28 protein-coding genes are annotated in these 26229 nt (G+C 63.0%); 19 read left to right on the forward strand and 9 right to left on the reverse strand.

Features of this window, described 5'->3' with window-relative positions; translation table 11 throughout:
- Nucleotide 1: 1 nt before the first annotated feature.
- The 10 genes from NKG59_RS11760 (at nt 2) to NKG59_RS11805 (ending at nt 10800) form a co-directional block, all read left to right on the forward strand.
- Nucleotides 2-2917: a phage tail tape measure protein gene (locus tag NKG59_RS11760; RefSeq protein ID WP_253536917.1), complete on the forward strand. Its 2916-nt coding sequence runs from the start codon at nt 2-4 to the stop codon at nt 2915-2917.
- Nucleotides 2918-2927: 10 nt separating this feature from the next.
- Nucleotides 2928-3269, forward strand: a complete 342-nt coding sequence (locus NKG59_RS11765; protein ID WP_253536919.1) for a phage tail protein — start codon at nt 2928-2930, stop codon at nt 3267-3269.
- On the forward strand, nt 3266-3988 hold the full coding sequence (locus tag NKG59_RS11770; protein WP_253536922.1) for a phage tail protein: 723 nt from the start codon (nt 3266-3268) through the stop codon (nt 3986-3988). Before NKG59_RS11765 ends, NKG59_RS11770 begins: the two co-directional genes overlap by 4 nt.
- 1 nt (nt 3989) lies before the next feature.
- Entirely contained in the window at nt 3990-4586 is a 597-nt protein-coding gene (locus NKG59_RS11775) for a tail fiber assembly protein (protein WP_253536925.1), read from the forward strand.
- Nucleotides 4583-5284: a phage minor tail protein L gene (locus NKG59_RS11780; protein WP_253536927.1), complete on the forward strand. Its 702-nt coding sequence runs from the start codon at nt 4583-4585 to the stop codon at nt 5282-5284. The genes NKG59_RS11775 and NKG59_RS11780 overlap by 4 nt, the downstream gene beginning before the upstream one ends.
- 1 nt (nt 5285) lies before the next feature.
- Nucleotides 5286-5996 (forward strand): C40 family peptidase, encoded by a 711-nt coding sequence (locus NKG59_RS11785; protein ID WP_253536930.1) that lies wholly within the window; start codon nt 5286-5288, stop codon nt 5994-5996.
- Nucleotides 5997-6000: 4 nt separating this feature from the next.
- Entirely contained in the window at nt 6001-6588 is a 588-nt protein-coding gene (locus tag NKG59_RS11790; protein ID WP_253536933.1) for a tail assembly protein, read from the forward strand.
- A 74-nt stretch (nt 6589-6662) separates the two neighbouring features.
- Complete coding sequence (locus NKG59_RS11795) at nt 6663-9818, forward strand: TipJ family phage tail tip protein (RefSeq protein WP_253536936.1); 3156 nt, start codon at nt 6663-6665, stop codon at nt 9816-9818.
- The gene (locus NKG59_RS11800; protein ID WP_253536939.1) at nt 9815-10105 is read left to right on the forward strand and encodes a hypothetical protein; all 291 of its coding nucleotides are present in this window, start codon (nt 9815-9817) and stop codon (nt 10103-10105) included. The genes NKG59_RS11795 and NKG59_RS11800 overlap by 4 nt, the downstream gene beginning before the upstream one ends.
- The gene (locus NKG59_RS11805; protein WP_253536942.1) at nt 10105-10800 is read left to right on the forward strand and encodes a hypothetical protein; all 696 of its coding nucleotides are present in this window, start codon (nt 10105-10107) and stop codon (nt 10798-10800) included. Before NKG59_RS11800 ends, NKG59_RS11805 begins: the two co-directional genes overlap by 1 nt.
- Here the strand turns inward: NKG59_RS11805 and NKG59_RS11810 are convergent, their stop codons facing one another.
- The gene (locus NKG59_RS11810; RefSeq protein ID WP_253536945.1) at nt 10801-11070 is read right to left on the reverse strand and encodes a hypothetical protein; all 270 of its coding nucleotides are present in this window, start codon (nt 11068-11070) and stop codon (nt 10801-10803) included.
- A gap of 169 nt (nt 11071-11239) precedes the next feature.
- Here NKG59_RS11810 and NKG59_RS11815 point away from each other — a divergent pair, with 169 nt between their 5' ends.
- From NKG59_RS11815 to NKG59_RS11835, 5 genes are all read left to right on the forward strand, one after another.
- A complete protein-coding gene (locus tag NKG59_RS11815) occupies nt 11240-11731 on the forward strand; it encodes a glycoside hydrolase family 24 protein (RefSeq protein ID WP_253536949.1) in 492 nt (163 codons plus the stop codon).
- Nucleotides 11732-12046: a hypothetical protein gene (locus tag NKG59_RS11820; protein WP_252692808.1), complete on the forward strand. Its 315-nt coding sequence runs from the start codon at nt 11732-11734 to the stop codon at nt 12044-12046. It abuts the gene before it with no gap.
- A 2-nt stretch (nt 12047-12048) separates the two neighbouring features.
- The gene (locus NKG59_RS11825) at nt 12049-12315 is read left to right on the forward strand and encodes a hypothetical protein (RefSeq protein WP_252692806.1); all 267 of its coding nucleotides are present in this window, start codon (nt 12049-12051) and stop codon (nt 12313-12315) included.
- On the forward strand, nt 12312-12815 hold the full coding sequence (locus tag NKG59_RS11830) for a DUF2514 family protein (protein WP_253536951.1): 504 nt from the start codon (nt 12312-12314) through the stop codon (nt 12813-12815). Before NKG59_RS11825 ends, NKG59_RS11830 begins: the two co-directional genes overlap by 4 nt.
- A 164-nt stretch (nt 12816-12979) precedes the next feature.
- Complete coding sequence (locus tag NKG59_RS11835) at nt 12980-13768, forward strand: DNA adenine methylase (RefSeq protein WP_253536955.1); 789 nt, start codon at nt 12980-12982, stop codon at nt 13766-13768.
- 62 nt (nt 13769-13830) lie between these two features.
- Here the strand turns inward: NKG59_RS11835 and NKG59_RS11840 are convergent, their stop codons facing one another.
- The 6 genes from NKG59_RS11840 to NKG59_RS11865 form a co-directional block, all read right to left on the reverse strand.
- Nucleotides 13831-14178 (reverse strand): hypothetical protein, encoded by a 348-nt coding sequence (locus NKG59_RS11840; protein ID WP_253536958.1) that lies wholly within the window; start codon nt 14176-14178, stop codon nt 13831-13833.
- A 621-nt stretch (nt 14179-14799) separates the two neighbouring features.
- Nucleotides 14800-15738: an SOS response-associated peptidase family protein gene (locus NKG59_RS11845; protein WP_253536961.1), complete on the reverse strand. Its 939-nt coding sequence runs from the start codon at nt 15736-15738 to the stop codon at nt 14800-14802.
- 31 nt (nt 15739-15769) lie between these two features.
- Entirely contained in the window at nt 15770-16168 is a 399-nt protein-coding gene (locus NKG59_RS11850; RefSeq protein ID WP_253536964.1) for a hypothetical protein, read from the reverse strand.
- A gap of 84 nt (nt 16169-16252) precedes the next feature.
- On the reverse strand, nt 16253-17239 hold the full coding sequence (locus tag NKG59_RS11855) for an IS1595-like element ISRsy1 family transposase (RefSeq protein ID WP_253536967.1): 987 nt from the start codon (nt 17237-17239) through the stop codon (nt 16253-16255).
- A 334-nt stretch (nt 17240-17573) separates the two neighbouring features.
- Nucleotides 17574-18476, reverse strand: a complete 903-nt coding sequence (locus NKG59_RS11860; RefSeq protein WP_253536969.1) for a phosphoribosyltransferase — start codon at nt 18474-18476, stop codon at nt 17574-17576.
- A 258-nt stretch (nt 18477-18734) separates the two neighbouring features.
- Nucleotides 18735-19631, reverse strand: coding sequence for a LysR family transcriptional regulator (locus tag NKG59_RS11865; RefSeq protein WP_253536972.1), 897 nt, complete (start codon nt 19629-19631; stop codon nt 18735-18737).
- Nucleotides 19632-19870: 239 nt separating this feature from the next.
- Between NKG59_RS11865 and NKG59_RS11870 the strand changes: the two genes are divergently transcribed.
- On the forward strand, nt 19871-21727 hold the full coding sequence (locus tag NKG59_RS11870) for a methyl-accepting chemotaxis protein (RefSeq protein ID WP_253536975.1): 1857 nt from the start codon (nt 19871-19873) through the stop codon (nt 21725-21727).
- A 74-nt stretch (nt 21728-21801) separates the two neighbouring features.
- On the forward strand, nt 21802-23613 hold the full coding sequence (locus tag NKG59_RS11875) for a methyl-accepting chemotaxis protein (RefSeq protein WP_253536978.1): 1812 nt from the start codon (nt 21802-21804) through the stop codon (nt 23611-23613).
- 12 nt (nt 23614-23625) lie between these two features.
- Here the strand turns inward: NKG59_RS11875 and NKG59_RS11880 are convergent, their stop codons facing one another.
- Together NKG59_RS11880 and NKG59_RS11885 are read right to left on the reverse strand one after the other, a co-directional pair.
- Nucleotides 23626-24330 carry an MOSC domain-containing protein gene (locus tag NKG59_RS11880; protein WP_253536981.1) on the reverse strand — a complete coding sequence of 235 codons (705 nt, stop codon included), beginning with the start codon at nt 24328-24330 and terminating at the stop codon, nt 23626-23628.
- Nucleotides 24327-25031: a glutamine amidotransferase gene (locus tag NKG59_RS11885; RefSeq protein ID WP_253536984.1), complete on the reverse strand. Its 705-nt coding sequence runs from the start codon at nt 25029-25031 to the stop codon at nt 24327-24329. Before NKG59_RS11885 ends, NKG59_RS11880 begins: the two co-directional genes overlap by 4 nt.
- A gap of 338 nt (nt 25032-25369) precedes the next feature.
- Here NKG59_RS11885 and NKG59_RS11890 point away from each other — a divergent pair, with 338 nt between their 5' ends.
- Nucleotides 25370-25765 (forward strand): hypothetical protein, encoded by a 396-nt coding sequence (locus NKG59_RS11890; RefSeq protein WP_253536987.1) that lies wholly within the window; start codon nt 25370-25372, stop codon nt 25763-25765.
- Nucleotides 25762-26220 carry a DUF2846 domain-containing protein gene (locus NKG59_RS11895; protein ID WP_045204300.1) on the forward strand — a complete coding sequence of 153 codons (459 nt, stop codon included), beginning with the start codon at nt 25762-25764 and terminating at the stop codon, nt 26218-26220. The genes NKG59_RS11890 and NKG59_RS11895 overlap by 4 nt, the downstream gene beginning before the upstream one ends.
- Nucleotides 26221-26229 lie beyond the last annotated feature (9 nt).

Raw genomic sequence — 26229 nt, forward strand, 5'->3', positions numbered from 1 at the left:
CATGTCAGAGTCCGTCGTCGGTAAAGCGACGCTGGAGGTGGGCGCGGACGTGTCCGGCGTGCGCGCCGGCGTGTCCGAGGCCCGAAGTGCGGTAACCGGCCTCGCCAACACCGTCGCCACTGAAGGGCGGCGCGCCGCTCAGGGCATCGAGACGATCAGCCAGGCAGCGGCGTCGGTGGCGAAGGAAGGTGGAAGGGCGGCAGCCGGCGTGGAAACGATCGGCCAAGCCGCCACCGCAGCTGCAGGCAATATGGACGCCGCTGCGACCCGCTTCTTGCGCGGCCTGGAGCGTCAGGCGGACCGCGCGGGGAGAACGGCCGCTGAATACGCGGCGCTGCGCGCCGAGCAGCTCGGCGTGACGGCAGCGGCGCAGCAGTACATCGAGCGCCTACGCGCGGTTGAAGTTGCCAGCAAGGCGAGTGATACGGCGCAGCAGAACCTCGGCATGTCGGCGCGCCAGACGGCCGCAGCGATGCGGATGGTGTCACCGCAGATCACCGATATCGTCACGCAGCTCGCAGGCGGCCAGAGCCCGATGCTGGTGCTCACGCAGCAAGGCGGCCAGCTCAAGGACATGTTTGGCGGCGTCGGCCCGGCGCTAAAGGGCGTTGCGTCCTACGTTGCCAGCCTGATCACACCGACGACTGTCGCCGCTGCCGCGGCTGGTGCGCTCGCGTATGCCTGGATGACAGGCGCACAGGAGGCCCGGGGTTACACCAACGCGCTGATCATGACCGGCCACTACGCCGGCGTGTCGAGCGGGCAGATGGCGGGCATGGCCGAGTCGGTGTCGCGCGTCATCGGCACCCAGCACCAGGCAGCGGATGTGCTCACGCGCATTACGACCACCGGGCGCGTGGCCAGCGAGCAGATGGTCGAAGTCTCGTCAGCTGCCATCGCCATGGAGAAGGCGACCGGGCAGTCGATCGATGAAACCATCAAGGATTTCGTCAAGCTCGCCGAAGAGCCCGCCAAGGCCTCGGTCAAGCTGAACGAGCAATTCCACTACCTGACCGGCGCGGTGTATGAGCAGATCGCCGCCCTCGAGCGAGCCGGCCAGGTCGACGAGGCGGCGGCGCTTGCGCAAAAGACGTTCGCGGACGCACTGCGCGATCGCGCGCTGGAGGTGCGCCGCAACGTCGGTTACATGGAGCTCGCGTGGATCGGGCTGACAGAGACGGCAAAAAGGGCCTGGGACGCCATCGCGGGTATCGGTCGCGCGGAGACGGCGGGCGACAAGCTCAACGGGCTCTATCGCACGATGGCCCAGCAGGAAAAGGAGCTGGCCGAGGCGCGTGCGAAGGGCTACAACACGGTGCAGCTCGAGGCCGCGCTCAATGCGAACCGGTCGCGCCTGCAGCAGTACAACGATGCTGTCGTCGCCGACGCGAAGAAGGCGGCCGACCAGGCCGCCAAGCAGCGTGCGGAAGACGACAAGATTGGTGCGCGGGTGTCGATCGACGCACTGATGAAGAGCGTCCGGTCGCGCCGGCAGATCCGCGATGACGACCTGAAGAAATTCAAGTCTGATGCTGAAAAGGCAGGGCTGTCGGCGGAGGAATACGCCAAGGGCGTTGCTGCCATCAACGAGAAGTACAAGGACAAGACGCCGAAGGCGGCAACCGAAGACGCTGGCGCGCGCATGTTGGAAAACCTGCGCAAGACCGGCGCCGCCCTGGCCGCACAGCAGGCCGTCGAGGATCAGCTCACCGCTGGTCAGAAGGCGCGCGCCGAGTTCGAGCAGCAAATTGCGGACATCAAGGGCAAGAAGACCCTGACCGCTGATCAGAAGAGCCTGCTCACGCACCAGGATCAGATTCGCGCGCAGCTCGACCTGAACATCGCGGCCGAGCTCGCAATCCAGAAACGCAAGGACGAAACAGCGGAGCTGGAGAAACAGCGGAAGCTGCTGGAAGACGCACGCCAGCAGGCAGAGGGAATGAACGTTCGAATTGCCGATGCCGCGCAGGCGCGCAGTGAGCAGTTCGGCCGACAGCTTGACGCCTTCGGCTTGGGCAAGCGCGCCAACGAGCAGGTCAACGCGGCGAAGTCGATCTACCGCGAATTCGAGCGCATGCGCACCGACTGGAACAAGTCGATGACCAAGCGCGGGCTCGTTGGCTCTGACCTATACAACGAAGAGCTCGCCAAGATCAATGAGAGCGAGCGGGCCGCGCTGGATCAGTTGGGTGCGTATTACGACCAACTGGCCGCCAAGCAATCCGACTGGAAATTCGGAGCGCTGTCGGCGCTGGCGGACTACCGGGACGCGGCAGCCAATGTGGCGGCCTCCGCTGAGCGGCTGTTCTCCAACGCGTTTCAGTCGATGGAAGACGCCGTCGCCAAGTTCGCCACCACGGGCAAGCTGGATTTCAAGAGCTTCGCCCAGAGCGTCATCGCTGACCTTGCGCGTATTCAGGCACGCGCAGCCATCTCAGGCCTGGCGCAGATGGGTCTGAGCATGGTCGGCAGCATGTTCGGCTCGTTCGCCGGAGACGTCGGAGGGTCCGCAGCGGGAACCGTTGCGGCAAGCGGGGGGACGATGACGGTGCCTGGCGACATGCTCTACGGCGGCAGCATGCCGGCGCCTAGCTACGGCGGCGGCTTGTTCGTTGACGGCGCTCGCGCGGCGGGCGGGCCGGTATCCGCCGGTGGCTTGTACCTCGTGGGCGAGCAGGGGCCGGAACTCTTCAGGCCCAGCGGCTCGGGTTCGATCGTGCCAAACCATGCGCTGGGCGGTGGCGGCGTGGTGGTGAACGTGATTGGCGCACCGAGCCAGCTCGAGGTGCAGCAGTCCACCGACCAGGATGGACGCACTCAGATCGATCTGATTTTCAAGGAAGTCGACAGGCGGATTGACGACAGGCTGCAGCGTGCAACGTTGCAGGGCGGCGTGTTGTCCGGCCGTCGCAACTGAAAGGAATTCCATGGCACTTGAAACTTTCACCTGGCGCGCGGCCGGCGGCAGCGCGCAGGGCACCGTCAAGCTGCGCACGCGGTCGGCGCAGTTTGGCGATGGCTACCAGCAGGTGGCACAAGACGGCATCAACAACCGCACCAGCTCCTGGCCGCTGCGATTTGTCGGCGATGCAGCGCGCATCGGCGCAATTCAGGCGTTCATCGACCGCCACGCCGGCGCGAAATCGTTCCTATGGACGCCACCGCTGGGCGTGCAGGGGCGTTATCGCGTCGGCGAATACACGCCAGCCGTCGAGGCTGGCGGCGTCTACTCCCTTTCGGCAACCTTTGTGCAGAGCTTCGCGCCATGAGTCTCATTCTCGAGCAAATTAGTCTAGGCACCCCGCCAGAAGGCAAGGATGGCAACACGAACCGCGAGGCGAACGCAAAGACCAACGCGAATATGACGGCCATCGCCGCGGCCGTTGACGCGCTCACGCAAAGCGTGCAGGCAAATTCGACGGCGATCGCCGCCAAGGCCGACAAGTCGGTAACGGATAACCAGCAAACGAACATCGGAATCCTGTTCTCAGTCAACGCGCTGCAGGCCGGGAGTGTGGTGATGTTTGCCAGGAACACTGCGCCGCAGGGCTATCTGAAGTGCAATGGCGCGGCGGTTTCCCGCACAACTTACAACACACTGTTTGCAGCCATCGGCACGACCTTCGGGGCCGGTGACGGCGCAACGACCTTCAATGTTCCTGATCTGCGGGGCGAGTTTATGCGCGGTTGGGACGACGGACGAGGCATCGACGCCGGCCGGGCCTTTGGTTCGGGTCAGGGTGCCTCCGTGCACCCATGGTTGGGCGTCTATCGCGCGAGTGCGCAGAGCGGGATTCTGGTCGGCATGCCGGCCGCGACGCTAGTAGATAACGGGTCCGCTTATCCGAGCGGCGATTCGATCTTACCGGCAAGCTCGGGGCCGTACTTCAGCGCGAGTATGCCGGCAGCAAGCACCAATTCCGCACCAGCCGCGGTTGGCGCGCGTCCGCGAAACGTGGCGTTGCTGGCCTGCATTCGGTATGCATAACATGGACATCTATCACTATCACCCACTCTTCGGAATCTGCCTCGGCGCAGACTTGGCCGACGAGGACCCGCTCGAACCCGGCGGGTCGCTCGTTCCGGCATTCGCCACACCGCGAACACCTCCCGATGCACCCGCTGGGACTGTCGCCGTTTACGTGAAGAGCGACGGAGCGGTGCCATCCAACTGGACTGAAGGCGATTGGGAGATGCAACCGGATTATCGCAATGTGCCGATATTCAGCATCGCAGATGGCGCGCCCTATACGCTTGGTGGTCGCTACTTTGGAATCGGGTTGCTTCCGGCGGACGCGACGACCGAGCCGCGCCCGTCGCTAGCTCACTTCTGGTCTGGTGCCGCGTGGGTCCTGAACGTCGACGAGGCGGCGCGATTGAGCAAAGTGGCCGCCGCTAAAGAGCGAGCTGACCGGATGGAAGCGGCGCGCGACGCAATGGTGCCGTTGCAACTCGCTGCCGAGCTGGGCGAGGCGACGGATGCGGAGGCCGCTCTTCTGTTGGCGTGGAAGCGCTACGTTGTAAAGCTCAATCGGATTGACGTTGGCGCCGCGGACATTCAGTGGCCGGAGGTGCCGGCTCCATGAAGATCACCGGCGATATTCAGCGCCTCGAGCCTGGCGCGCTCGTTGAGCTGTTTGAGCTCGACGCGACCGAGATCGGCGCCGACCGGCTGCGCTTTCACGGCCACACGCAGGTCGGCTCAATCTGGTGGCAAGGCAACGAATACAGTCCGTGGCCCATCGAAGGGAAGGGCTTCGCTCGCTCCGGTCAGGGGCAGCAGCCGGCACCGCGCCTGACCGTTGGTAACGTCGATGGCTCGATCTCGGCGGTCTGCCTGTACGCCAACGACCTCGTTGGCGCAAAGCTGCGACGTCGGCGCACCCTGGGCCGCTTCCTCGATGCGCGCAATTTTCCGGAAGGGAATCCCGAGGCGGACCCGACCGAGGAGTTGCCCGTCGAAGAGTGGTTCGTCGAGCAGAAGACAGCCGAAACAAGCGAGACCGTCGAATTCGAGCTCTCCAGTGCGCTCGACTTCAACGGCGTGCAGCTCCCGCGCCGCCAGATCGTCGCCAACGTCTGTGTGTGGCTGATGATTGGCGGATACCGGGGGCCGAACTGCGGCTATACGGGCGCCGCAATGTTCGATCGCGACGACAACCCGGTGGCCGATCCTTCCCTCGATAAATGCGGTGGCCGGCTGTCATCGTGCAAATGCCGCTTTGGCGCCAACAACCCGCTGCCGTTCGGCTCGTTTCCCGCGGCAGATCTGGTTCGCACCTGACATGCAACAACAGACACTCGATGAAGCGCGCCGGCACGCCGCGCGCGATTTCCCGCGCGAAGCCTGCGGCCTGGTGGTCGTGGTCAACGGGCGGGAGCGCTATGTGCCATGCCGCAACGTGGCCGTCGGTACCGAGCATTTTGAATTGCCGGCGGAGGATTACGCCGCAGCCGAAGACATGGGCGAGGTGATGGCCGTCGTGCACAGCCACCCCAACGCCAGCGCGGAACCCAGTCAAGCCGACCGCGTTGCATGCGAGGCCTCCGGTGTGCCATGGCACATCATCGCCTGGCCAGCCGACGACGTGCGTACGATCGAACCCTGTGGCTACCGGGCGCCGCTCGTCGGCCGTCAGTTCGCTCACGGTGTGCTGGATTGCTACTCCCTCGTTGTCGACTGGTATGACCGCGAGCGTGGCATCCATTTGCCGGATTTTGAACGGCACGACAATTGGTGGGCGAGCGGCGGCGATCTTTACCTGCAGCACTACGCGGAGGCGGGCTTCCGCGTCGTCTCGCAGGATACGCCAGAGCGGGCAGGGGACGTCATTCTGATGCAGCTTCGAGCGCCCGTGCCGAACCACGCGGGTGTGTATCTCGGCGATGGCCACATGCTGCACCACCTGCACGGGCGCCTTTCGTCACGCGACGTCTATGGCGGTTACTGGCGCGAGATCACGCGGTGCGTGTTGCGCCACGAATCGGAGATCTAGGCCTATGGAACAGCGAATTCGAACCGTGCGCCTGTACGGAAAGCTGGGCACCCGCTTCGGCCGGCGCTTCGAGCTTGCGGTCGCAAGTCCTGCGGAGGCTATTCAGGCGTTGTGCGTACTGCTCAAGGGCTTTCGCCGCGAGCTGCTCGAGAGCAAAGACAAGGGCATCGCATACGCCGTGTTCGCAGGCAGACGGAATCTGAGCAAAGACGAGCTCGAGTTGCCGCCGGGGCGGGGCGAAATCCGGATTGCGCCCATTCTGGTCGGCAGCAAGCGCGGGGGCATTCTGCAGACGATCATCGGCGCAGTGCTGGTAGTCGTGGGCGCCGTCGTGAGCTATTTCGGTGGCGGCCTCGGCGCGCCGCTGATGAAGTTCGGCGCCGTCATGATGCTCGGCGGTGTCATTCAGATGCTGTCGCCACAGCCGACCGGATTATCCGCACGCGATTCGCCGGAGAACGGCGCCTCTTACAACTTCAACGGCCCCGTCAACACCAGCGCCCAGGGCAATCCCGTGCCGCTACTGTACGGCGAGCTTGAAGTCGGCTCAGCCGTGATCTCTGGCGGCATCTTCGCCGAAGACCAGGTGTAGAGCCCGCAACTGATTTCTGAAACTGAACAGCAAGGCCCCGCTTATGCGGGGCCTTTTCTTTTGGGTGAGCCGAAGTGCGAAATATCGTCGGATACGGCGGCAAGGATGGCGGCGGCGGTAGTTCGCCCGTTGAGTCGCCCGACAGCCTGCACTCCATCGCCTATGCGCGCGTCCTCGACCTCGTGTCGGAGGGTGAGATTGCTGGGCTGGTCAACGGGCTGCAGAGCATTTACCTGGAGGGCACGCCTCTGGCCAACGCCGACGGCTCTCTGAATTTCCAGAACGTTGCCGTCGACTATCGGCCGGGCACGCAGGATCAAGATGCCATTCCGGGTTTCCCGTCGGTGGAGAACGAAACAGGCGTCGGCGTTGAATTGACGTCGGCGATGCCATGGGTTCGTGCGATCGCGAATACCCAGCTTTCGGCGGTGCGTGTGCAGCTGTCGGTGCCAGCATTGTCGAAGGCAGACACCAGCAACGGCAATATCAACGGCTGCCGCGTCGAATATGCGATCGACCTGGCCACCGACGGCGCCGCGTATCAGCAGGTGATGGCCAGCGCCTTCGATGGAAAGACCACCAATAAATACGCGCGCACGCATCGCATCGAATTGCCACCGGCGCGCAACGGTTGGACGATCCGGGTGCGGCGCACGACGCCGAACGCCAACAGCGGCACGATCGCAGATACGACGCGCGTCGAATCGTTCGCCGAAGTGATCGACGCGAAGCTGCGCTACCCGAACTCGGCGCTGATCGGCCTGCGCATCGATGCGCGCCAGTTCAGCAACATCCCGACGCGCTCGTATCGGCTGCGCGGGCGAATCATCCGGGTGCCCAGCAACTACGATCCGGCCTCGCGCACGTACACCGGAATTTGGGACGGCACTTTTAAGGTCGCTTACACCAACAACCCGGCGTGGGTGTTCTACGACCTGGTGCTCCACACGCGCTACGGCCTAGGGGATCGGGTCAACGCGGCGATGGTCGACAAGTGGTCGCTGTACCAAATCGGCCAATACTGCGACGAGCTGGTGCCGGACGGGCGGGGCGGGCAAGAACCGCGCTTTACCTGTAACTGCTACCTGCAGCAGCGCAACGATGCGTACAACGTCCTGCAGGACCTTGCCAGCGTATTCCGCGGCATGGCGTTCTGGGCGGCCGGCAATGTCGTGGCGATGGCGGACATGCCGAGCACGGCCTCCTATCTGTTCCATGCCGGAAACGTTGTCGACGGGAAATTCTCCTATGCCGGCAGCGCCCGGCGCGCTCGCAAGACGGTGGCGCTGGTGTCGTGGAACGACCCGGCTGATCGCTTCATCGCCAAGGTCGAGCCTGTGCAGGATGCAGATGGCATTGCGCGGTACGGAATTCAGCAGACGGAGGTGACGGCCTTCGGGTGCACCTCGCAATCGCAGGCGCAGCGGGTCGGCCAGTGGATTCTCCTGACAAGCCGTCTGGAGACCGAGACCATTTCGTTTAAGGTCGGGCTGGATGCGGCCGTCGTCATGCCGGGCTCAGTAATTGAGGTGGCTGACCCGGCGCGGGCGGGCCGATCCAACGGCGGGCGCGTAAGTTCCGCTGCGGGCCGGGCTGTGACGCTCGATCGGCCGGCCGTTGCAGCGCCGGGGGATACCCTGGTCGTCAATATGACCGACGGTACCGCCCAGCGCCGAACGATCAACGGCGTTGACGGAAATACGGTGACGGTGTCGGCCGACTGGTCGCTGCCCGTGCAGCCCGAGGCGGTGTGGTCGATCGAAAGTGCCGATCTCAAAACGCAGCTCTTCCGCGTCGTGTCTGTCACGGAAGACGACGGCCTCACGTTCGAGATCATCGCGCTGCAGCACAACCCGCAGAAGTACTCGGCGGTCGACCACGGTACGCGGATCGATAGCCGGCCGATTACGGTCATTCCGCCGTCGGTGCAGCCGCCGCCGACCAATGTGGTGCTGTCCACCTACAGCACGATCGATCAGGGCATCGCGGTAACAACGATGGTCGTCGGCTGGCAGCCTGTTGCGGGCGCCATCGCGTACACCGTCGATTGGCGTCGGGACAACGGCGAATGGGTGAGCGCCGGCCGGACCGGGTCGCAAAGCGTGGAAGTGCGGAACATTTACGCAGGTACCTACGTTGCGCGCGTGCGGGCCATCAATCCGTTGGACGTGGCCTCCGCGCCAGCGTATTCCCCAGAAACGCACCTGCAGGGCAAGACAAGCCCGCCGCCGGTCGTGGGCACGTTGCTGGCCACGGCTATCGTGTTCGGCATCCGGCTCGACTGGGCATTTCCCACGGGGCCGCTCGATGTCGAGCGCACCGAGATCTGGTACAGCAAGACGTCGAGCCGTGCCGACGCGGTCAAGCTGGGGGATTTTGCGTTCCCCGCGAACACGCACACGATGATGGGCTTGGCGGCCGGCGCACAGTTTTTCTTCTGGGCGCGCCTGGTCGACAAGTCGGGGAATATCGGCGCGTGGTATCCGAGCGGGTTGGGCGTACCAGGTTCGAGCAGCTCGCAGGCCTCCGACATCCTGGGCTATCTCAACGGCCAGATCGGCAAGACGCAGCTCGGGGCGGACCTGCTGTCTGCGATCAGCAGCATCGAGCCGCCAATGGCCGGCAGTAGCAACGACTACGCGGGTGACGATCACGTGTTCGCCGGCATCGTGTCGACGCAATCTGTGCTCGAGGAGGCGGGCCGGGCGGTGGCGCAGCGCGTCGACACCATGCAGGCCACCGTCGCGCAAAACACGGCGGCGGTGCAGGTCGCGCAGCAGGCCGTTGCAGATCAGAACGGCAAGCTGGCCGCGATGTACACCATCAAGACGCAGATTGCCGCCAACGGCCGTACGTACCTGGCTGGCATCGGTATTGGCGTCGAGAACAACCAAGGCGTCATCGAGAGCCAGGTGCTTATTGCGGCCGACCGTTTTGGCGTCATCCATCCGAACGGGAACAGCGTGCTCACGCCGTTCTTGATCCAGGGTGGCCAGGTGTTCATGGATTCGGCGTTTATTCAGGACGGCGCCATCACCAACGCCAAGATCGGCAACGTAATTCAGTCCAACGCGCTGGGCGCCAACGGGCGGCCGCGCTGGGTGCTCGACAAGAACGGAACGCTCGAGCTCAACGGCGTGGCGGGCGGCGGGTATCTGCGCATCACCGACCAGGTGGTGCAGGTGTTCGATGCGAATGGTGTGCTGCGTGTTCGTATGGGGATCTGGTGATGCCGGTAGGTCTGGAGGTTTACGACGCGTCGGGGCGTCCGGTCGTTCGGCTTACCGATCGGCTGGGCGCCATCGTCGGCGTCTTCAACACCGGCACGAGCGCCGGCTCTGTCAGCGTTCCGGGGCTAGCGCGCGGGTCGCCGTTCTATGTCATTCAAACCGGGTGGTCGTCGGCGGTTGGCGCGTCCAACTTGCCGCAGATCTCGATTTCTGGGACGACGGTCTCCTGGTCCATACCGTATCCGGGCGATACGCAGGCTGTCACCGTCTACGTCGGAGTGTATTGATGACCGCAGGCTTTCAAGCGTTCAACAGTGGGGGCGTGCTGCAGATTGACGAGAATTACGTCAACCTGGGGCTGATCGCGACAGGGCAGGTGACGCCCGCCACGGCAACGCCGGATGGATTCATTTCGGCGTTTAAGATGGCCGAACTGACCGTCACCGGTGTGGCGCCCATCATCGCTGTGCGGGCCAATTACGCGGTGGCCTTGGGGGACGTCCGACAGAGCGGGAGCTCGTGGACGTTTCGCCTATGCGTGAACACCACAACCGACTGGGACGGTACGGCGCTCACGTACTACATCTTCGACCAAGTGCCGGCAGTCGCGCATGGCATCGGACTTCAGGTGTTCCGCGCGGATGGCGTCTGCACCTTCGATTCGAATTACAAGTATTTCAACCCGGTCGGCATCTTCACGCTGGCGGGTGGACAGCCCTTAGCGCTGACCGACTACAACGACTATACGGGCCTGCCAATCGGCACGTACGCCGTTGTGCTGTCGATGGAGCGCATGGGGACCCACTACGCGGTATCAGAGCTCGCCATCACATGCGGCGATGGGCTGCGTGCGTTGCCGAACGGCGTCCGGATGCGCTGGACGCAGATCAACGTGAACGCCGTCGGCGGCGAGGGGGGCGGATCGCTCATCGTCGATCCGCGCGCACGCCAAGCCGTCCTGATCGACGTGTCGAATATCTGACTACTCGATATGCATGGCGCCGATGTTGCCAACATCGGAGTAGGTCGTGTAACGGCGCGCGGCTTCTACCTTTGCGAGCGCGGCGATCTCAGGCTTGCAGTCGGAGCGATCGCCTCGCGCCACGGCGGCACGGCATTCGAAGACGCGGACACGTGCCGCGTGCTCCTCGCGGTCCATGCGCCAGGCGACTGGCTCTTCGTTGTTAGCAGGTGTTGCGCAGCCCGCCACGGCCGTGAGCGCTGATAGAGCTGCAATGCGGAGAGCTTGCATGGGACCCCCTTCAATGTTGTTTTTGCTGTTGCCCTTCCAGTTCGAGGGCGCTGCTCGATTCTAGGTCGTACAGCGCGGATAAAACACGGCCAATTGCAACGAATCTTGCCGTGCTCTTCTGACCGTCCATACCCGCCAATCGGCGGGTTTTTCTTTTCTCGGAGCAACCATGCCATTTACAGACCCGGCTCTGCTGGGTGGACAGAACGTGGCCGCCTTTCTCGACATGCTCGGTTTCAGCGAGGGCACTGACGACGGGCGACAGCCCACGCGTGACCACGGGTATGACGTCATGGTGGGCGGAGACCTGTTCAGCAGCTACGCCGATCATCCGCGCGTGCTGGTGGATCTCCCGCGGCTTGGCATCAAGTCCACGGCGGCGGGGCGCTATCAGCTGCTGGCCCGGTGGTACGACCCCTACAGGCGCTTGCTCAAGTTGCCAGACTTCAGCCCTGCATCCCAAGACGCGATCGCCGTGCAGCAGATTCGCGAGCGCGGCGCATTGGCTGATATTCAGGCCGGCCGCCTGCGCGACGCGATCGGCAAATGCCGAAACATCTGGGCCAGCCTGCCGGGGGCGGGCTATGGCCAGCATGAACACACATTCGAACAACTGCGCGCGCGCTACCTACTGTGCGGCGGCAAAGAGGGGGCGGCGTAAATGACGGAACAGGAAATCGTGGTGGCCGCAAAGGTGGGCGGTGCGGCCGCGCTTGGCTCGGTGATCGCGCTGCGGTTTCTACCCGGCAGCTGGTGGCAGCGGATGCTGTCGTTCGTCAGCAGTCTCGGCATTGGGTGCCTGGCCGGCGGCGCGGCCGTCGAGCGCTTTGCCCTGGTGCCGGGCTCCTATACGCACATGCTGGCCGTGGCCTCGGCCGCCGTCTTCGGCCTGGCGATCGTCAACAACGCCATGCAGCAGATCCCGGAAATCCTCAACGACGTACGGCGGCGCGTGATTGGCGGCGCGAAGGAGTGAGCATGCTCGCATCCATCAACGTGGTGGCCAACGCCATCATTTTCGCGGGGTCGCTTTGGGCGGTCCTTACCCACAAGGTGCCCACGCGCACCGGCGGCGCCTGCGTGCTTGCGCTGATCAACTACGCGGCGCTGGGGAATATCGCGATTCCCGGTGCGTGCCATAGCGCGCCGGAGATCGCGCTGAATGTCGCGGTGGCGATCGGCGTGCTCTGGGGATTTTGGAGGTTGGAGCTGCGCGCACACCGGAAGAGCGGGGGGGCGACGTGAGCCTATTCGACCCTCGCGTGCTGCTGGTGGCGATCGTCGCGCTGGCCCTGTCCTACGGGGCTGGGCGCGTCCAGCAACACGGTGCCGACACTAAGGTTTTTCAGGCAGAGCGGAACAGGGCGGCGCTCGATGCAGCGCGGGCCCAGATCAAAGCCACTGACGAGGCGCGCATCGAAGAACAGCGCCGTGCGAAACAACTATCGGATATTGCCAATGAAGCGAAACAACAAGCTGAGACGGCTTCGGCCGATGCTGGCCGCGCTCGCGCTGAGTCTGGGCGGCTGCGCGAGCGAGTTGCCGAACTCGTCGCCGCAGGTCGCGCCGCCGGCAATTCCTCCGCTGCCGGCGGAGGCGAGGCAGCCGGCGACCCCCTCGATGTGCTTGCCGACGTGCTCCTCCGCGCTGACCAGAGAGCGGGAGATTTGGCGGACTTTGCGGACCACGCCCACATCGCCGGCGCGGCCTGCGAGCGCGCCTACGGCTCATTGACTGGGCTCTAAATTCGGCGCCCAGCCATTCGAATCAAAGACGAGGCGACCGGCCAGCGTTGGAGCGCTGGCCAGCCGCCGGACACACTGAACACCCAGTGAGCCAAGCCGAGGCCTCGCCACCTTCCTAGGAGGCGGGCCGGATTTTAACAAACTGATATCTAGGCTCACATTTCATGGCAACACCCATCATTCCGTGGATCGGCGGCAAACGCCGTCTGGCAGATTTGCTGCTGTCCCGTTTTCCCGCGCACAAATGCTATGTCGAGGTTTTTGCCGGCGGAGCTGCGTTGTATTTCATGCGGCCGCCGGCCGATGTGGAAGTGATCAACGATATCAACGGAGAGCTGGTCAATCTCTACCGCGTCGTGCAGCGGCACCTGGAGGAGTTCGTGCGGCAGTTCAAATGGGCGCTGTCGAGCCGCAAGGTATTCGCCTGGCTGCAGAACACCGAGCCCGCAACGCTCACGGATATCGAGCGTGCCGCGCGTTTCTACTACTTGCAGCAGCTGGCGTTCGGCGCAAAGGTGGAAGGGCAGAATTTCGGTACCGCCACCACTACGCCGCCCGGGCTGAATTTGCTGCGGCTTGAGGAGACGCTCAGCGCCGCGCACCTTCGGCTGGCGTCGTCCTACATAGAGCATCTCGATTGGGCTGCATGCATCGAGCGCTATGACCGGCCGCACACGCTGTTCTATCTCGATCCGCCGTATTGGGAGACGGAGGGCTATGGCGTCGATTTTCCGCTGAGCGAGTATGAGCGCATGGCGGGCTTGCTGCGCGGACTGAAAGGCAAAGCGATCGTGAGTCTGAATGACCATCCCGAGATCCGGCGATGTTTCGCGGGGTTCGAAATGGAGTCCCTCGACATCAACTACACCGTCGGCGGCGGTGCCGGTGTTGGCCGCCGGGAGATCATCATCTACAGCTGGGACAGGGCGGAGGAACCTGTTGGACTTTTCTAGGTTCGGCGGGAGCCGAGCGGCTTATGGCCGCTCGGGATTTACTTCATGGTTCTATTGCAGGCTTATCGATACACTGGCAGGCCAAGTGCCGCCAGTGTGGCGAGGGGTACCGTTGCTTGCGCGGGCGCGGGCTTCAAATACCATGCCGAGTTACCCCACTCGAAAACGATCACCTCCGGCCCGGTGCCTGGCGGTGATACACGCTGCGCTAGCTGCACCACCGCGTCGCGCAACTGCTCGACCGACATCAAGGTCGTGCAGACGTAGGTTGCATCCGGCAGCGAGTAGCGGGTCCCGTTGTCGGCGAGGATGTTCCGGAAGCAGCCGATCGTTGCGAGGGCGGAGTGCAGGTTCTCGTAGTCCTGCCACGATCCATCATGGATCGTGCATCTAATGGCATATTTACTCATGATGCTCAATTCCTTTGCGCATAAATTGCGCGTTTGGGTATCGTTTCTTGGTTGCGCTGGAACGTTACAAAATTCGAATCGAATTTCTCTTGTCGTTCCGTTGACCAAATACGTAGAATTGAGCCCGTTGCACGCCCCTGCAACTTAAACGCAATCCGGGTGCAACCGGGTCACGCTGAGTGGCGTGGAAAGCATTTGTTGGTAGCAAATGCTTTCCGGGGATGCATCGAGCTGTGCCTCGGGCCCTGGTAGCGTCTCCGTTCACGTGGATATGCGCTGCCGGGGCCTTCCTGTTCTCATCAGCGACACCGGTATCGGCTTACCGGGCGCCTCTCGCTATATCACCAGATTTCTCCATCGGACCACTACAGCTAGTGGCGGTTGGTTGTCTTGCCCCCAAGTATAGTGCGGCAATCGAATGTGCCTAGTCTTGACAGGTGGGGACAAAAGGCTATTTTTCCCTTCCCATTGCGGTGCCACAAACTCGCTAACCCAAGTGGGGTATAGGGTTATCAAAGGCCGACTATACGCGGCGCAATAATCGCATTCCAGAATAATTCTTTCTATCGAATCACCCTGATCGATAGATTTATGCTTTTCCAGTGAGCGGCGGTGTGAGGGCTACGATTGGACGCGATGTTCGAAGTGCGGCATCGCGTTCCTTTTGAGGATTTCGTCCATTGCGTCAAGGCGATTTGCGTCCGGGTTCAACCATGCATCCAGGTCCTCGTGCCTGATCGGAACCGGGCAGCGATCGTGACCTGCCTCAGAGATTTCTGGCGGCGGATCTGTTGTGATGATCGCGAACGACAGCAGATCCTTCTCGCCTGGTTTTGTCGCACGCCAGTGGGACCATAGGCAGGCTACGAGCATGGTCTGCGGCGGCTCGGGGCGGAATTCGAGCACCAAGTTTTTTCCCTCGGGGCCGGCCACGTTCTCGTAGAAGGCGTCAACCAGCACGACCCCGTGCATGTGGCCGTATTGCCCCTTCCAAAAACCCCGCAGGTTGTCCATGCGGGCGTTGTAGGTGCCTGGGTACTTTGTGTCGTAGAACGCCGGTTTTCCGGCCGGCCGGCACTGGTAGCGCATAGGCTTTACCACGCGGCGCCCGTTCTCGCACACCATCACCGGCGCATACCAGCCCGGGAAGATGCGCGCGTCCCGCGGCTTGATTTCGGTGGTGTGCAAGTCGTCGAGCTTTCCGGCGATCACCGCAATTTTGTTCGTCGCGATTCGCTCGTCGTCAGAAGCCTTCTTGGTCGCCTTCACTGCCAGCGACTGCTGCGCCCTCTCGAGCCGCTCGCGCTGCTTGGCAAGTTCTTGCAGCAGCTCGATCTCGTCAGCCTTCATCCGCTCGCGCAACACTTCGGCAATCTTCTTTTCCTCGTCCGTGACTGGCGATTCCAAGAACGGTGCTGTCATCGCCTTCGGCAGCCGGATGCGCTTCGGCTCGGCGAAGTACTCCATGATCATGCGGGTGAAGTCGTCCAGCGACATGACCGCGCCGTACTCTTTCACGAAACGTCGATAGTCGGCCTCGATGCGGGCTGAGTAGCACATGGGTTCTCACGGAGCGGCTGGACCCCGCTGATCATACGCCGGCCTCGGCCAGCGCCTGGGCGATCTGTTCGTCGGTGGGCGCAGATGCATCTGATTCCATTGCAGCAGCGCCATACTCGCTGGGGCCAGGGAGACGCACGAGCCACGACTGCGCGTAGTCGGTCGCTGTATCGATTCCCTCAATACGGCGCTCGTAGCCTGAAAGCAAGAACATCGTGTCCTTGGCCCAAACCAACTGCGCATCGAATAGAAGCCATTGGCCGCCAGATAGGTCTTCGACCTGGGCGAGTTCTGCGACGCGGGTGGTGCGGTGGTTAATGGTGTCGCGCTTGTCGCAAACATGGAGAACGCCGCGCGCGTTACCCATTGCGCGAGCCCACTTTTGCTTGAGCACGCCCTTAATTTTGAGAGGCGTGATATGCACTTTCATGGCAAGGATACTGTGTTTTTATGTGGGGTATCCACTTAGCTCCACCAGCTCAGAACAACTGGATGGATATACAGTGCTCGTATGCTACACCGTCTCGGCGCGGTGCACTACATCCGCATACGTCACAGGGCCGGTAACGACCGCTTGCTGAAGCAGCCGATAGAACAAGAGGCCGCGCGAGCCCGAGGTGCGGCGATTGAAGCGGAACACGAACTCGTCCAGGTAAGCGTCCAGATGCTCGGGCTGAACCGAGCCGTGGTGCGTGCCGAGAATCCAGCGTTTGACCAGTGAGGCGACCCGGTGCACGCCGGCCATGGAGACATGCGCCGGCACCTCGGCGCCGAGCATCACATTGCGCTGGTGGTCATAGCCCAGCTTGCTCAATGTCCGGTAGGCTGCTGACCCATCAGTTCTGACTTGGGCGCCAGGCTCAATTGACGCCTGTACGAACGGGATAACGCATTCGGCGCCATCGTTGTGGATGCGCTGCAAGCGTATCCGGCCGAAGCCCTTGGGCTGAAGCATTTCGACCGCAAGGATGACCAGCACCTTGCTCGTGCGGTTCTTGCGGTTGACGGCTGAGATAGGGGCTTCCCGGTCCGTGATGGCTAGGTAGGTCTCGTCAACCTCAACACATCCCTTCAGGCGTTCGCGGTCCGGCCGCACCATGGCGCGGCGGAACCGGTGCAGCATCGTCCAAGCGGTCTGGTAGCTTCCCAGGCCCAGCACCCGTTGCAAACCAAGAGCGCTGACGCCTTGCTTTTGATTGGTCAGATACCACGCACCAGCCAGCCACACACGTAGCGGGGTGCGGGTCTTGTCGAATATCGTGCCAGCGGTCACCGTCGTTTGATGACCGCAACTGCGACACATCAGGCGGGTGCGGCTCGACCGATAGGGCTCGGCTGCCACGCCGCAATCAGGGCAAATGAACCCCCGCGGCCACCGCAATGCCTCCAGGTAGGACAGGCAAGCCTCTTCCGTCCCAAACCGGTCCAGAAATTCGTTCCAGTTGCGGGGGTAGTCCTTGCCCGGTTCTGGAGGTAATATCCGCTCTACCTGTATATCCATCCAGTAATTCTGGCACAGCTGGAGCTAAGTGGATACCCCTTGTTTTTATACAGTATCAGCAATGGCGCTTCAGAAGGTCAAGTCTAGCGTCATGTGTGCGTAGCCGGGGTCACTTCTGCTGAGCGGTGCCAGCCCTCGCGGTTCTCAGTCGCGATTGGTGGAACTGCCGCGCTGGGTTGTGAACCGGCGAATTTTCCGCTTCGTGGATTTGGTCGCTTTGGCTGCTTCGACGAACTTGGCAAAAGCCTCGCTGGAAGTGCGCAGCGAAGGTGGGATTGCGTCGCGGCGCGCTGCCGTCGAGGCGCGCAGGGCCCAGAACCGACGGGATTTGGGCTTAGCCGGGCTGGTCGCGCCACCTGGCTCGACGATGCTGTCGCCAAAAAGCTCGCCGGAAGTGTGCGGCGAAGGTGGAATCAAATGCAGCAAGCCTTTCTGGTTGACTAGGACCAGAAATGCCCTTTGAGTTGAGACGGCGAGTTGTTTCTTTTGCTGCCGTAGCTTTTCGATTTCGGATTTCGTCAGTTGTGCGGAAACCGACAAGGTAAGTGGCTTCGTCCGCCGTGAGTGCGTCGGGTTCGATGCCGCAGATTTCTGTGATTTCATGTCCAAACCTTTCCGTCAGAAGCCGCACCACTTTTTTCGTGGGCCGCAACGTTCCGGCTCGACTTGCGTTAACTAAGACTACCACGCCGCCGATGATGCCGCCGCGCGCCTGGATGAAATGGGCCAGTTCCGCAAGGGTTCCCCCCATCGTTGTGACGTCGTCAACCAACACATATGGTTCACCGATCTGCACTTTTCCCGTAAATCGCGGACGGGCAATCAGACGCTCCATGGGGTCGGCTCCCGTGTGGAAGACTTTCGTGGCCTGCACGATCTCGTAATCCACCCGGCCAACTGTGAGAAGTCCCAATGCGCTCGCGAGCACTTGGGGTATTGCGTTGTCGCCCAGCGCCTCTCGTGCGTGCGGCGCAACGTACGTCATGTCGCCGCCAAAGGAGTCCATCACCTGTGCAAACAACTCGGCCCCTAAGTCAAAGACAAGCCGGGTGGCTGCCTCTCCGTCACCACTCTTCGCCGCGCGGTAATCCGGATGGGCTTTAAGCTCACCATCGTCTTTGAATACCGACAGAATTTTGACGTTCGCGGGAAAGCCGAGACGCCTGACGGTGGGGGCGCGATAGGGAAGTTGTTGACGCTCTGTCTGAACACCTGGGCGCGGTCGTCTACGACGCATAGGATATGTCAATGGAGCGTAGGTCTTGGCGTAAGTTCCCGCAGAGATCCCCGCCCGGCAAGGCGCAAACCCCGCTGCATCATCGGAGTGTGCTTGTCGAAGGGGCCGTATTTCGGGTCGATCTCCAGAGCCGGAGCGGAGTGTTCAGCCATGCGGTGCAATGAGTACTAAAGCGCGGCGCACGACCCGCTCAGGTCTGATTGGGTCGTGTGCGGAAGGTGTTGAATCGCGCAATTGTTGCACACCCGCCGTGCCGCATCACCGCACATCGTCTGCGAGCCGGCCTTCCAGAAAGTCCAGAAAGCACGCAATCCGCGAAGCCAACTGCGTGTTGCGGTAGTACACCGCGTGAATCGGCTGCAGCACCTCCACCGTGGCATCCGGCAGCACCTGCACAAGGTCGCCGGTGCGCCGGTCTTCAGCGCTCATGAAATCGGCCAGGCAGACGATGCCGGCGCCTTGCAGTGCGAGCTGGCGCAGGGTTTCACCGCTTGAAGCCTTGAGCGTGGGCTCGATACGCAGTCGGTCGCCGTGCGGGCCGCGCAAGGGCCACAGATTCAGCGATTCAGGCTGCCCGAAGCCAAGCAGGGCGTGCTTTTTCAAATCATCCACTTCGCGGGGCCTGCCGTGCGCTTTCAGATAGGCGGGGCTCGCCAGCACGCGCAGCCGCCGCGTGCCGAGCAGGCGCGCACGCAGGGTGGAATCGCGCAGCGGGCCGATGCGGATCGCCACGTCGGTGTCTTCTTCCAGCAGATCGATGATCAGGTCGTTGGTGTTCAGCTCCAGGTCAATCTGCGGATACTGCGCGCGGAAGTCCGGCACCAGCGGCGCCACCACATGCAGCATGAATGGCATGGCAGCGTTGATGCGCAGGCGTCCGGCGGGCTGCTGACGGCGCAGGGCGATCTGCTCCTCGGCCTCGTCGACGGCGGCGAGGATGCCCCGCGCCTGCGCCAGAAACGTCGCGCCCTCGTCGGTGAGCGACAGCCGCCGCGTTGTGCGCGAGAGCAGGGTGGTGTCCAGCTTCTCCTCCAGGCGGCGCAGCGCGCGGCTTACACCCGACACGGTCTGGCCGAGTTGTTCGGCGGCCGCAGTGACAGAGCCCGTATCGACCACGGTGCGAAAGGCAAGCAGTTCTTCGAGCGTGGTTTTCATCGTCGATTGTCAATTAAAGATCAAAAGAATTCTGATCAATTTAGCGATTTTTGCAAGGATCGCCCTTGGATTCAACTGCCCTGCACGGGCGCAAATCCAGGGCTGCAGCCGTTAGCGCGGGCACACCGCCCTCAAGATTGGTGCGCTGCCTGCCGATAGACCATCCGGACCCCTAAAACCATAGTGGGAACGCGTTTGCGCAAATGATGCCTCGCGGTTCCACATCCGGAGACTCTGGAATGAGCAAGCTCAGCTTTCGCCAAAAGCTTTGGCTGCCGCTGGTCATCAGCCTTGTCGCGCTGACCTTGATCTCGGTATTCAACGCGTATCAGGCGCGTGAGATCCGCGTGGAGGAGCGCAAGAACAACCTTGTCAGCGTGACGACCATGGCTATGAACTTGGTCAAGCAGTACGACGATCTGACCAAGAACGGCACGTTGAGCAAAGACGCCGCGCAGCAGCAGGCGCTCGACCGCTTCAAGGCGCTGCGCTACGACAAGGACGGCTACTTCACCATCACCAGTTCCAACAACGTCGTGGTGATGCACCCGATCAAGCCCGAGTTCATCGGCAAGGATCAATCCGGCTTCAAGGATGCGCAGGGCAATGCCCTCTACGTCGGCTTGACCAATGCCGCCAAAGACCCGAAGGGCGGATTCACCAGCTATGTGTGGCCGAAAGTCGGCGGCACGGATCCTGTGCCCAAGACGGCTTTCGCGATGCGCTATGAGCCCTGGGATTGGGTTTTCTCGACCGGCGTCTACATGGACGATATCAACGCCGCGTTCATGACTTCGCTGTACCAGACCGGCGGCCTGCTGGTGCTGGTGGGTGGTTTGCTGTTGCTGCTGGGCGGCGTCGCAAACCGCGGCCTGCAGCGCACGCTCGGCGGCGACCCTGCCTACGCAGCCGATGTGGCCAACCGCATCGCCGGCGGTGACCTGACGGTGGAGATCGCCACCCGCGCCGATGACAACCACAGCCTGCTTTACGCGATGAGCCGCATGCGCGGCGCGCTGGTGCAGACCATCGGCCGCATCAAGGGCGCTTCGGAAACCATCGGCACCGCCACGCGCGAGATCGCCAGCGGTAACCTCGACCTGTCGTCGCGCACCGAACAGCAGGCCAGCTCGCTGGAAGAAACGGCTTCGGCCATGGAAGAGCTGATGTCGACCGTGCAGCAGAACGCCGACAACGCCCAGCAGGCCAACCAACTGGCCGCGTCCGCCTCGGATGTGGCCGTGCGCGGCGGCGATGTGGTGACGCGCGTGGTGGAGACCATGGGCTCGATCAACGCATCGTCGCGCAAGATCGTCGACATTATCGGCGTGATCGACGGCATCGCTTTCCAGACCAACATCCTCGCGCTGAATGCCGCGGTGGAAGCCGCCCGCGCCGGTGAGCAGGGTCGCGGTTTTGCCGTGGTGGCTGGTGAAGTGCGTAGCCTTGCGCAGCGCAGTGCTGCTGCTGCCAAGGAGATCAAGGCGCTCATCGACGATTCCGTCGTCAACGTGGATGCGGGGAGCGCGCTGGTGGAAGAAGCCGGCACGACCATGCGCGAGATCGTTGCAAGCGTGAAGCGCGTGACCGACATCGTTGGCGAGATTTCGTCCGCCAGCCAGGAACAGCGCTCGGGTATTGAAGAGGTCAGCCACGCCGTCACGCAGCTTGACGACGCCACGCAACAGAACGCCGCGCTGGTGGAACAAGCCGCAGCCGCCGCGCAATCGCTCGAAGAGCAGGCGGTGAGCCTGACGCAGGTGGTGGCGCAATTCCGCCTCGATGCGCACGCGCTGCGCTCTCCGACCATGGTGGCCAAGGTTGAGCCGGTTGTTGCGCCGGTCAAGCCGGTCGCAATTACAGCGCCGGTGGCACCCAAGGACGAAACGCCGCGCCGCGAGGCCGCCAAGCCGAGCACCGATTCCGCCAAGCCCAGGCTGACGTCGCGCAAGCCGCCTGTACTGCGCAAGGCGGCGGCCAAGCCGGTCGCCCGAGCCGAGAAGAGTGTGCCCGCACCGGCGGTTATACCGGCAAGCCTGACCAAAGCGAAGCCGCTGGTGGCCGCCGGAGACGATTCGGATTGGGAAACGTTTTGACCCGCGACTGACTTTCACCTCGTTGATTTGACGCACGCAATCGCGTGCTTGCCTGCCCGGATTCCGGAGACAAGATGGACCGCATTTTGAAGAACACCAGCGTGCGCGCTGGCCTGCTTGCGATTCTGATCACGTTTGCACTGATGATCGTGGTCGGGGCGGCGGTGGGTGTGCTGGCCCTGCGCACGACCAACACTGCCACGGAACGCGTGCATGAGATTTCCGACCGCAGCATGCTGTTGAACGACGCCTACAAGGACATGCAGCGTGCGCGCACCGGCATGTCGCGCCTGTACAGCGTGCTGCGTGAGAACATGGATGACGCCGCCAAGGCGGCAGCGCTTGCCAGCTCAGAGAAAGGTCTGAAGAAGTCCATCGAACAGGTGGAAGCATTCAAGAATGCGCCACCCATCGAAGGTGTTGACGAGTCGCAGCACCAGGCGATCGTCCAGGCAGCACAGACGCACATCGAAGCTGTGCAGCGCGCCCTGGCCGCCTTGCGTGCCGGTGATGCCGCAGCCTATGCCCCGATCAACTACAAGGACGTGACCGATACCGGTGCGGCGTGGTCGGTGCAGATCGAGAATTTCCAGAAGCTCGTCAAGAAGCTGGCCAAGGACGAGGCAGACAATGGCAGCGCGCGCTATGGAACGATCCTGAAGTTCGTGGCGCTCGGTATTGCCATGGCGCTCGCATTGATCGTGGCGGTGTTCTACGGGCTCAAGGCCTTTGTGATCACGCCGCTCAACGAAGCCGTGACCGTGCTGAGCCGTGTGGCAGAAGGCGATCTGGCCGTCCATGTCAAAACGGGTGGTCGCAATGAACTCGGCCGCCTGCTGGCCGCCGTGGGCCGCATGCGCGAGAGCCTGGTGAACACCGTGCGTCAGGTGCGCAACAGCTCGGATTCGGTCAACACCGGCGCGCATGAAATCGCCAGCGGCAACCTCGATCTGTCCACGCGTACCGAGCAGCAGTCGGCCTCGCTGGAGAAGACTGCCGCGAGCATGGAGCAGATGACCTCCACCGTGACCAACAACTCCGAAAACGCCCGTCAGGCCAGCGCGCTGGCGTCAAACGCTGCAGACCTGGCTTCGCGCGGCGGCGATGTGGTGCGCGGCGTGGTGGCCACCATGGACGACATCAGCGCGGGCTCGCGCAAGATGGCCGACATCATCGGTGTGATTGACGGCATTGCCTTCCAGACCAACATCCTGGCGCTCAACGCTGCCGTGGAAGCCGCTCGCGCCGGCGAGCAGGGCCGCGGCTTTGCCGTGGTGGCTGGCGAAGTGCGCGCGCTGGCTCAACGCAGTGCTGCCGCTGCCAAGGAAATCAAGACGCTGATCGACGATTCGGTGTCGCGCGTGCAAGCCGGCCACACGCAGGTTGCGCAGGCCGGCGAGACCATCACCGAGACGGTGGAAGCCGTACGCCGCGTCGCCAATATCGTTGAAGACATCGCTTCCGCATCGGCCGAGCAGACGCAGGGCATCCTGCAGATCGGCCAGGCCGTGACGGAAATGGAGCAGGTGACGCAGCAGAACGCCGCGCTGGTCGAACAGGCCGCCGCCGCCGCGCAGTCGCTGGAAGAGCAGGCGCAGAATCTCACGCAGGTGGTGTCGCAGTTCCGGTTGGACGGGGCAGAGACCGCCGCGATTGCTGCGGCCAAACCTGAGAAGGCTGCTAAGCCTGTGGCCAAGGTCGCAGCAAAGCCGGTCAGCGCGGCCAAGCCCGCGCGCGCGGCTCTGCGCAAGCGTGAACCGAAGATCGCTGCTCAGCCGGCGGCGTCTGCGCCGGTCGCACCTGCCGCAGCTGCTTCTGCTCCCGCCCGCAAGCAATCTCTGGCCGTGGCAGGTGGCGGTTCCGACGCCGATTGGGAAACGTTCTGATCGGTTGAGAATTCAGGCATCGAGCGCTGGGCCATCGATGCGTTTGGCCCAGCTTTCCACCTCGCCGCGTGCGAGGCGGCCCTCCACAAGCTTGCGCCATGACGGCGTAAGCGGCAGCGCCAGCATGTCGGCCAGCGCCGCACGATCGAGCATGTTGCGGTAAAGCACGTCGAGCACACGCGCCAGCGGCCATTGCGGCCATGGGCGCTCGAGCCATTCGAGCGCATCGCCCGCGCGCAGTGTGCCGCCTTCCAACACCCGGTAGTACCAACCCGTGCGTCCGGTGTTTTGCACCCGGCGTGCCATGTCGCGCGCATTGAAGCGGTCGTTCAGCTTCCAGCACGGCTGACGCAGTTGCGACACTTCCAGCACCACGCTGCCTGCACGCAGGCGGTCACCCACGCAGATGCTCGCTTCGGTGATGCCCGTCGTGCTCAGGTTCTCGCCGAAAGCGCCGGGCCGTGCGAGTACGGGCTGCGGGCCAATGTCCGCTTGCCAAGCCGCGTAGTGGTCGAACGGGTAGTGGTGAATCGCCTTGTCGGGGCCGCCGTGCACATCCAGATCGCCTTGCTCATCACCGACAATGCCGTTGATGTCCACTTTCACCGCGTCGCTCACGGGGCGCTTATCGATGCCGCTGCGTGAGCCCGGGCGCGTGTAGTCGACAGCACGGCCGGTGAGGAGGGTATCGATGCGGATGGGGCCGGGCAGCGTCATGCTGCCTCCGCGCCATCCAGCCAGGCGGTGAAGACTTCGCGCGCGCGTTGCGCCAGGTGTTCCGCAATTGCCGGCACCTGTGCACGCAGCGCGCGTGGGTCGATGCCTGCGGCACCGAGCTCCGCCGCGTGCCCGATCAACCACGCTTCCAGCTCCTCCAGATTTGCTTCCAGATGGAATTGCAAGCCCAAGGCGTGGGTGCCAATGGCGAAGGCTTGCTCTGCGCAGACTGCCGTGAATGCCAGCCGTTGCGCGCCCGGCGGCAAGTCGTATCGGTCGCCGTGCCAGTGCAGCACCGGCGTGCCGTCGGTCAGCGGCGCGAGCGGCGAGTCTGCGCCTTCGGCCGTGAGCGTGATGGGCGCAAAGCCGATCTCCTTCGTGCCCATCGGCTTGACCGCCGCTCCCAGCGCCCGTGCCATCAACTGCGCGCCCAGGCAGATGCCAAGCAACGGCTTGCGTGCGGCCAGTCGCTGCGCGATGGCGGCGGCTTCGTCTCGCACGAACGGATACGTTGCATCGTCGTATGCGCCGATTGGCCCGCCCAGCACGATCAGCAAATCGGCCGCCGCTATGTCATCGGTAGGCACAGGCTGCACGCCCACGTCCGCGGTGCGTACGGTGTAGCCGCGCGCTTCCAGCAGCGGCTGCAGGATGCCGAGATGCTCGAATGGAACGTGGCGCAGGGCGAGGGCGGTTTTCATGGCAGGTGGTGACGGTTAGAGGCCAAGCACATTGTGAATGAGGGGCGCGGCTCGCAAAAGCCGTGCGGCTGGCGAGGGTTTGTCGCGCGACATTGGCGACTTGAGGCACACGCTTGGCGATGCCACGGTGGCTGACTCCTCTGCACGCAACGCAAAAGGCCTCGGCGACACGGCTTTGACATGCCCACTAAGTGTTGCTTATATCGGTTGTTAGCAACGTGCATTGCAACCCCCACGAAAAACCCGTTTCGAGGGGATGCCAGTCTCGCGTCATCTTATTAAGATCGCTCCCCACAGAGTGCCGCCTCGGTACCGATAAGAAAATTCTGGAGGGAGTTGTGCGAAAGCCAATGCTGTATTGGGCCGTGGCGTGCGTTGCCGTGGCTTGCCTGGGCGCGTGCGCGCCGATGGTATCTACCGCGCCAGCCACGCTGGCCACTGACAACGCGACGGGGCCGTCGCGGATTCAACTGAAATCGGCAACGGAAATCCGCTTGGAGACGGGTTATACGCGCACGCTTGCGGCCGGCTCCAACTGGCAGCGCGTGGGTACGTTGCCGCAAGGTGCTGTCTATCGCCCGGTCGGCACGATCTTCACGATTGAAGGCCGTCAGGTTCACGAAGCCTATCTCGTTATCGCCGGTCAACGCCTGGTCGGGTTTTACCTGCCCGGCGAGCAGGCGTACTCCCCGCTTTCCACAGCTGTATCCATCACAACAGGAGAATCACAATGAAGGGAGTTTTGCGCGCATTGGCTTCGGCCATCGGTATCACCGTTCTGATGGCGGGTTGCGCGTCGGGCGTGAAGTATTCCGAGATGGCTTCGTCGATTCCGACGCTCAAGCAAGATCAAGGGCGCGTGTACTTCTTCCGCTCGTCGTCGCTGATCGGTGCGGCCCTGCAGCCGGACATCAAGCTGAACAGCGAAGTGGTGGGGCAATCCAAACCGGGAGGCTTCTTCTTCGTTGACCGCCCGGCTGGCAAGTATGTCGTGTCAACGGCTACCGAAACCGAGAAGACGCTGAGCTTCGCACTGGACGCCGGCGAGACAAAGTACGTGCGCACGTCGCCATCGCTGGGTCTGATTGTCGGTCGCGTGGTGCCGGAGCTTGAAACGCCGGAAAAGGCGCAGGCCGAACTGCCGTCGTTGAGCTTTGCGCCAAACCAGCCTCCGGTTACAAAGAAGTAAGCCGGAAGG

The sequence above is a fragment of the Ralstonia chuxiongensis genome, assembly GCF_024158925.1.
In the GTDB taxonomy this organism is placed as follows: domain Bacteria; phylum Pseudomonadota; class Gammaproteobacteria; order Burkholderiales; family Burkholderiaceae; genus Ralstonia; species Ralstonia chuxiongensis.

Bases quoted from the DNA above. Each gene is read 5' to 3' on its own strand.
- NKG59_RS11760 (WP_253536917.1), top strand. From the start codon at position 2: ATGTCAGAGTCCGTCGTCGGTAAAGCGACGCTGGAGGTGGGCGCGGAC.
- NKG59_RS11765 (WP_253536919.1), top strand. From the start codon at position 2,928: ATGGCACTTGAAACTTTCACCTGGCGCGCGGCCGGCGGCAGCGCGCAG.
- NKG59_RS11770 (WP_253536922.1), top strand. From the start codon at position 3,266: ATGAGTCTCATTCTCGAGCAAATTAGTCTAGGCACCCCGCCAGAAGGC.
- NKG59_RS11775 (WP_253536925.1), top strand. From the start codon at position 3,990: ATGGACATCTATCACTATCACCCACTCTTCGGAATCTGCCTCGGCGCA.
- NKG59_RS11780 (WP_253536927.1), top strand. From the start codon at position 4,583: ATGAAGATCACCGGCGATATTCAGCGCCTCGAGCCTGGCGCGCTCGTT.
- NKG59_RS11785 (WP_253536930.1), top strand. From the start codon at position 5,286: ATGCAACAACAGACACTCGATGAAGCGCGCCGGCACGCCGCGCGCGAT.
- NKG59_RS11790 (WP_253536933.1), top strand. From the start codon at position 6,001: ATGGAACAGCGAATTCGAACCGTGCGCCTGTACGGAAAGCTGGGCACC.
- NKG59_RS11805 (WP_253536942.1), top strand. From the start codon at position 10,105: ATGACCGCAGGCTTTCAAGCGTTCAACAGTGGGGGCGTGCTGCAGATT.
- NKG59_RS11810 (WP_253536945.1), bottom strand. From the start codon at position 11,070: ATGCAAGCTCTCCGCATTGCAGCTCTATCAGCGCTCACGGCCGTGGCG.
- NKG59_RS11815 (WP_253536949.1), top strand. From the start codon at position 11,240: ATGCCATTTACAGACCCGGCTCTGCTGGGTGGACAGAACGTGGCCGCC.
- NKG59_RS11820 (WP_252692808.1), top strand. From the start codon at position 11,732: ATGACGGAACAGGAAATCGTGGTGGCCGCAAAGGTGGGCGGTGCGGCC.
- NKG59_RS11825 (WP_252692806.1), top strand. From the start codon at position 12,049: ATGCTCGCATCCATCAACGTGGTGGCCAACGCCATCATTTTCGCGGGG.
- NKG59_RS11835 (WP_253536955.1), top strand. From the start codon at position 12,980: ATGGCAACACCCATCATTCCGTGGATCGGCGGCAAACGCCGTCTGGCA.
- NKG59_RS11840 (WP_253536958.1), bottom strand. From the start codon at position 14,178: ATGAGTAAATATGCCATTAGATGCACGATCCATGATGGATCGTGGCAG.
- NKG59_RS11845 (WP_253536961.1), bottom strand. From the start codon at position 15,738: ATGTGCTACTCAGCCCGCATCGAGGCCGACTATCGACGTTTCGTGAAA.
- NKG59_RS11850 (WP_253536964.1), bottom strand. From the start codon at position 16,168: ATGAAAGTGCATATCACGCCTCTCAAAATTAAGGGCGTGCTCAAGCAA.
- NKG59_RS11855 (WP_253536967.1), bottom strand. From the start codon at position 17,239: ATGGATATACAGGTAGAGCGGATATTACCTCCAGAACCGGGCAAGGAC.
- NKG59_RS11860 (WP_253536969.1), bottom strand. From the start codon at position 18,476: ATGCGTCGTAGACGACCGCGCCCAGGTGTTCAGACAGAGCGTCAACAA.
- NKG59_RS11865 (WP_253536972.1), bottom strand. From the start codon at position 19,631: ATGAAAACCACGCTCGAAGAACTGCTTGCCTTTCGCACCGTGGTCGAT.
- NKG59_RS11870 (WP_253536975.1), top strand. From the start codon at position 19,871: ATGAGCAAGCTCAGCTTTCGCCAAAAGCTTTGGCTGCCGCTGGTCATC.
- NKG59_RS11875 (WP_253536978.1), top strand. From the start codon at position 21,802: ATGGACCGCATTTTGAAGAACACCAGCGTGCGCGCTGGCCTGCTTGCG.
- NKG59_RS11880 (WP_253536981.1), bottom strand. From the start codon at position 24,330: ATGACGCTGCCCGGCCCCATCCGCATCGATACCCTCCTCACCGGCCGT.
- NKG59_RS11885 (WP_253536984.1), bottom strand. From the start codon at position 25,031: ATGAAAACCGCCCTCGCCCTGCGCCACGTTCCATTCGAGCATCTCGGC.
- NKG59_RS11895 (WP_045204300.1), top strand. From the start codon at position 25,762: ATGAAGGGAGTTTTGCGCGCATTGGCTTCGGCCATCGGTATCACCGTT.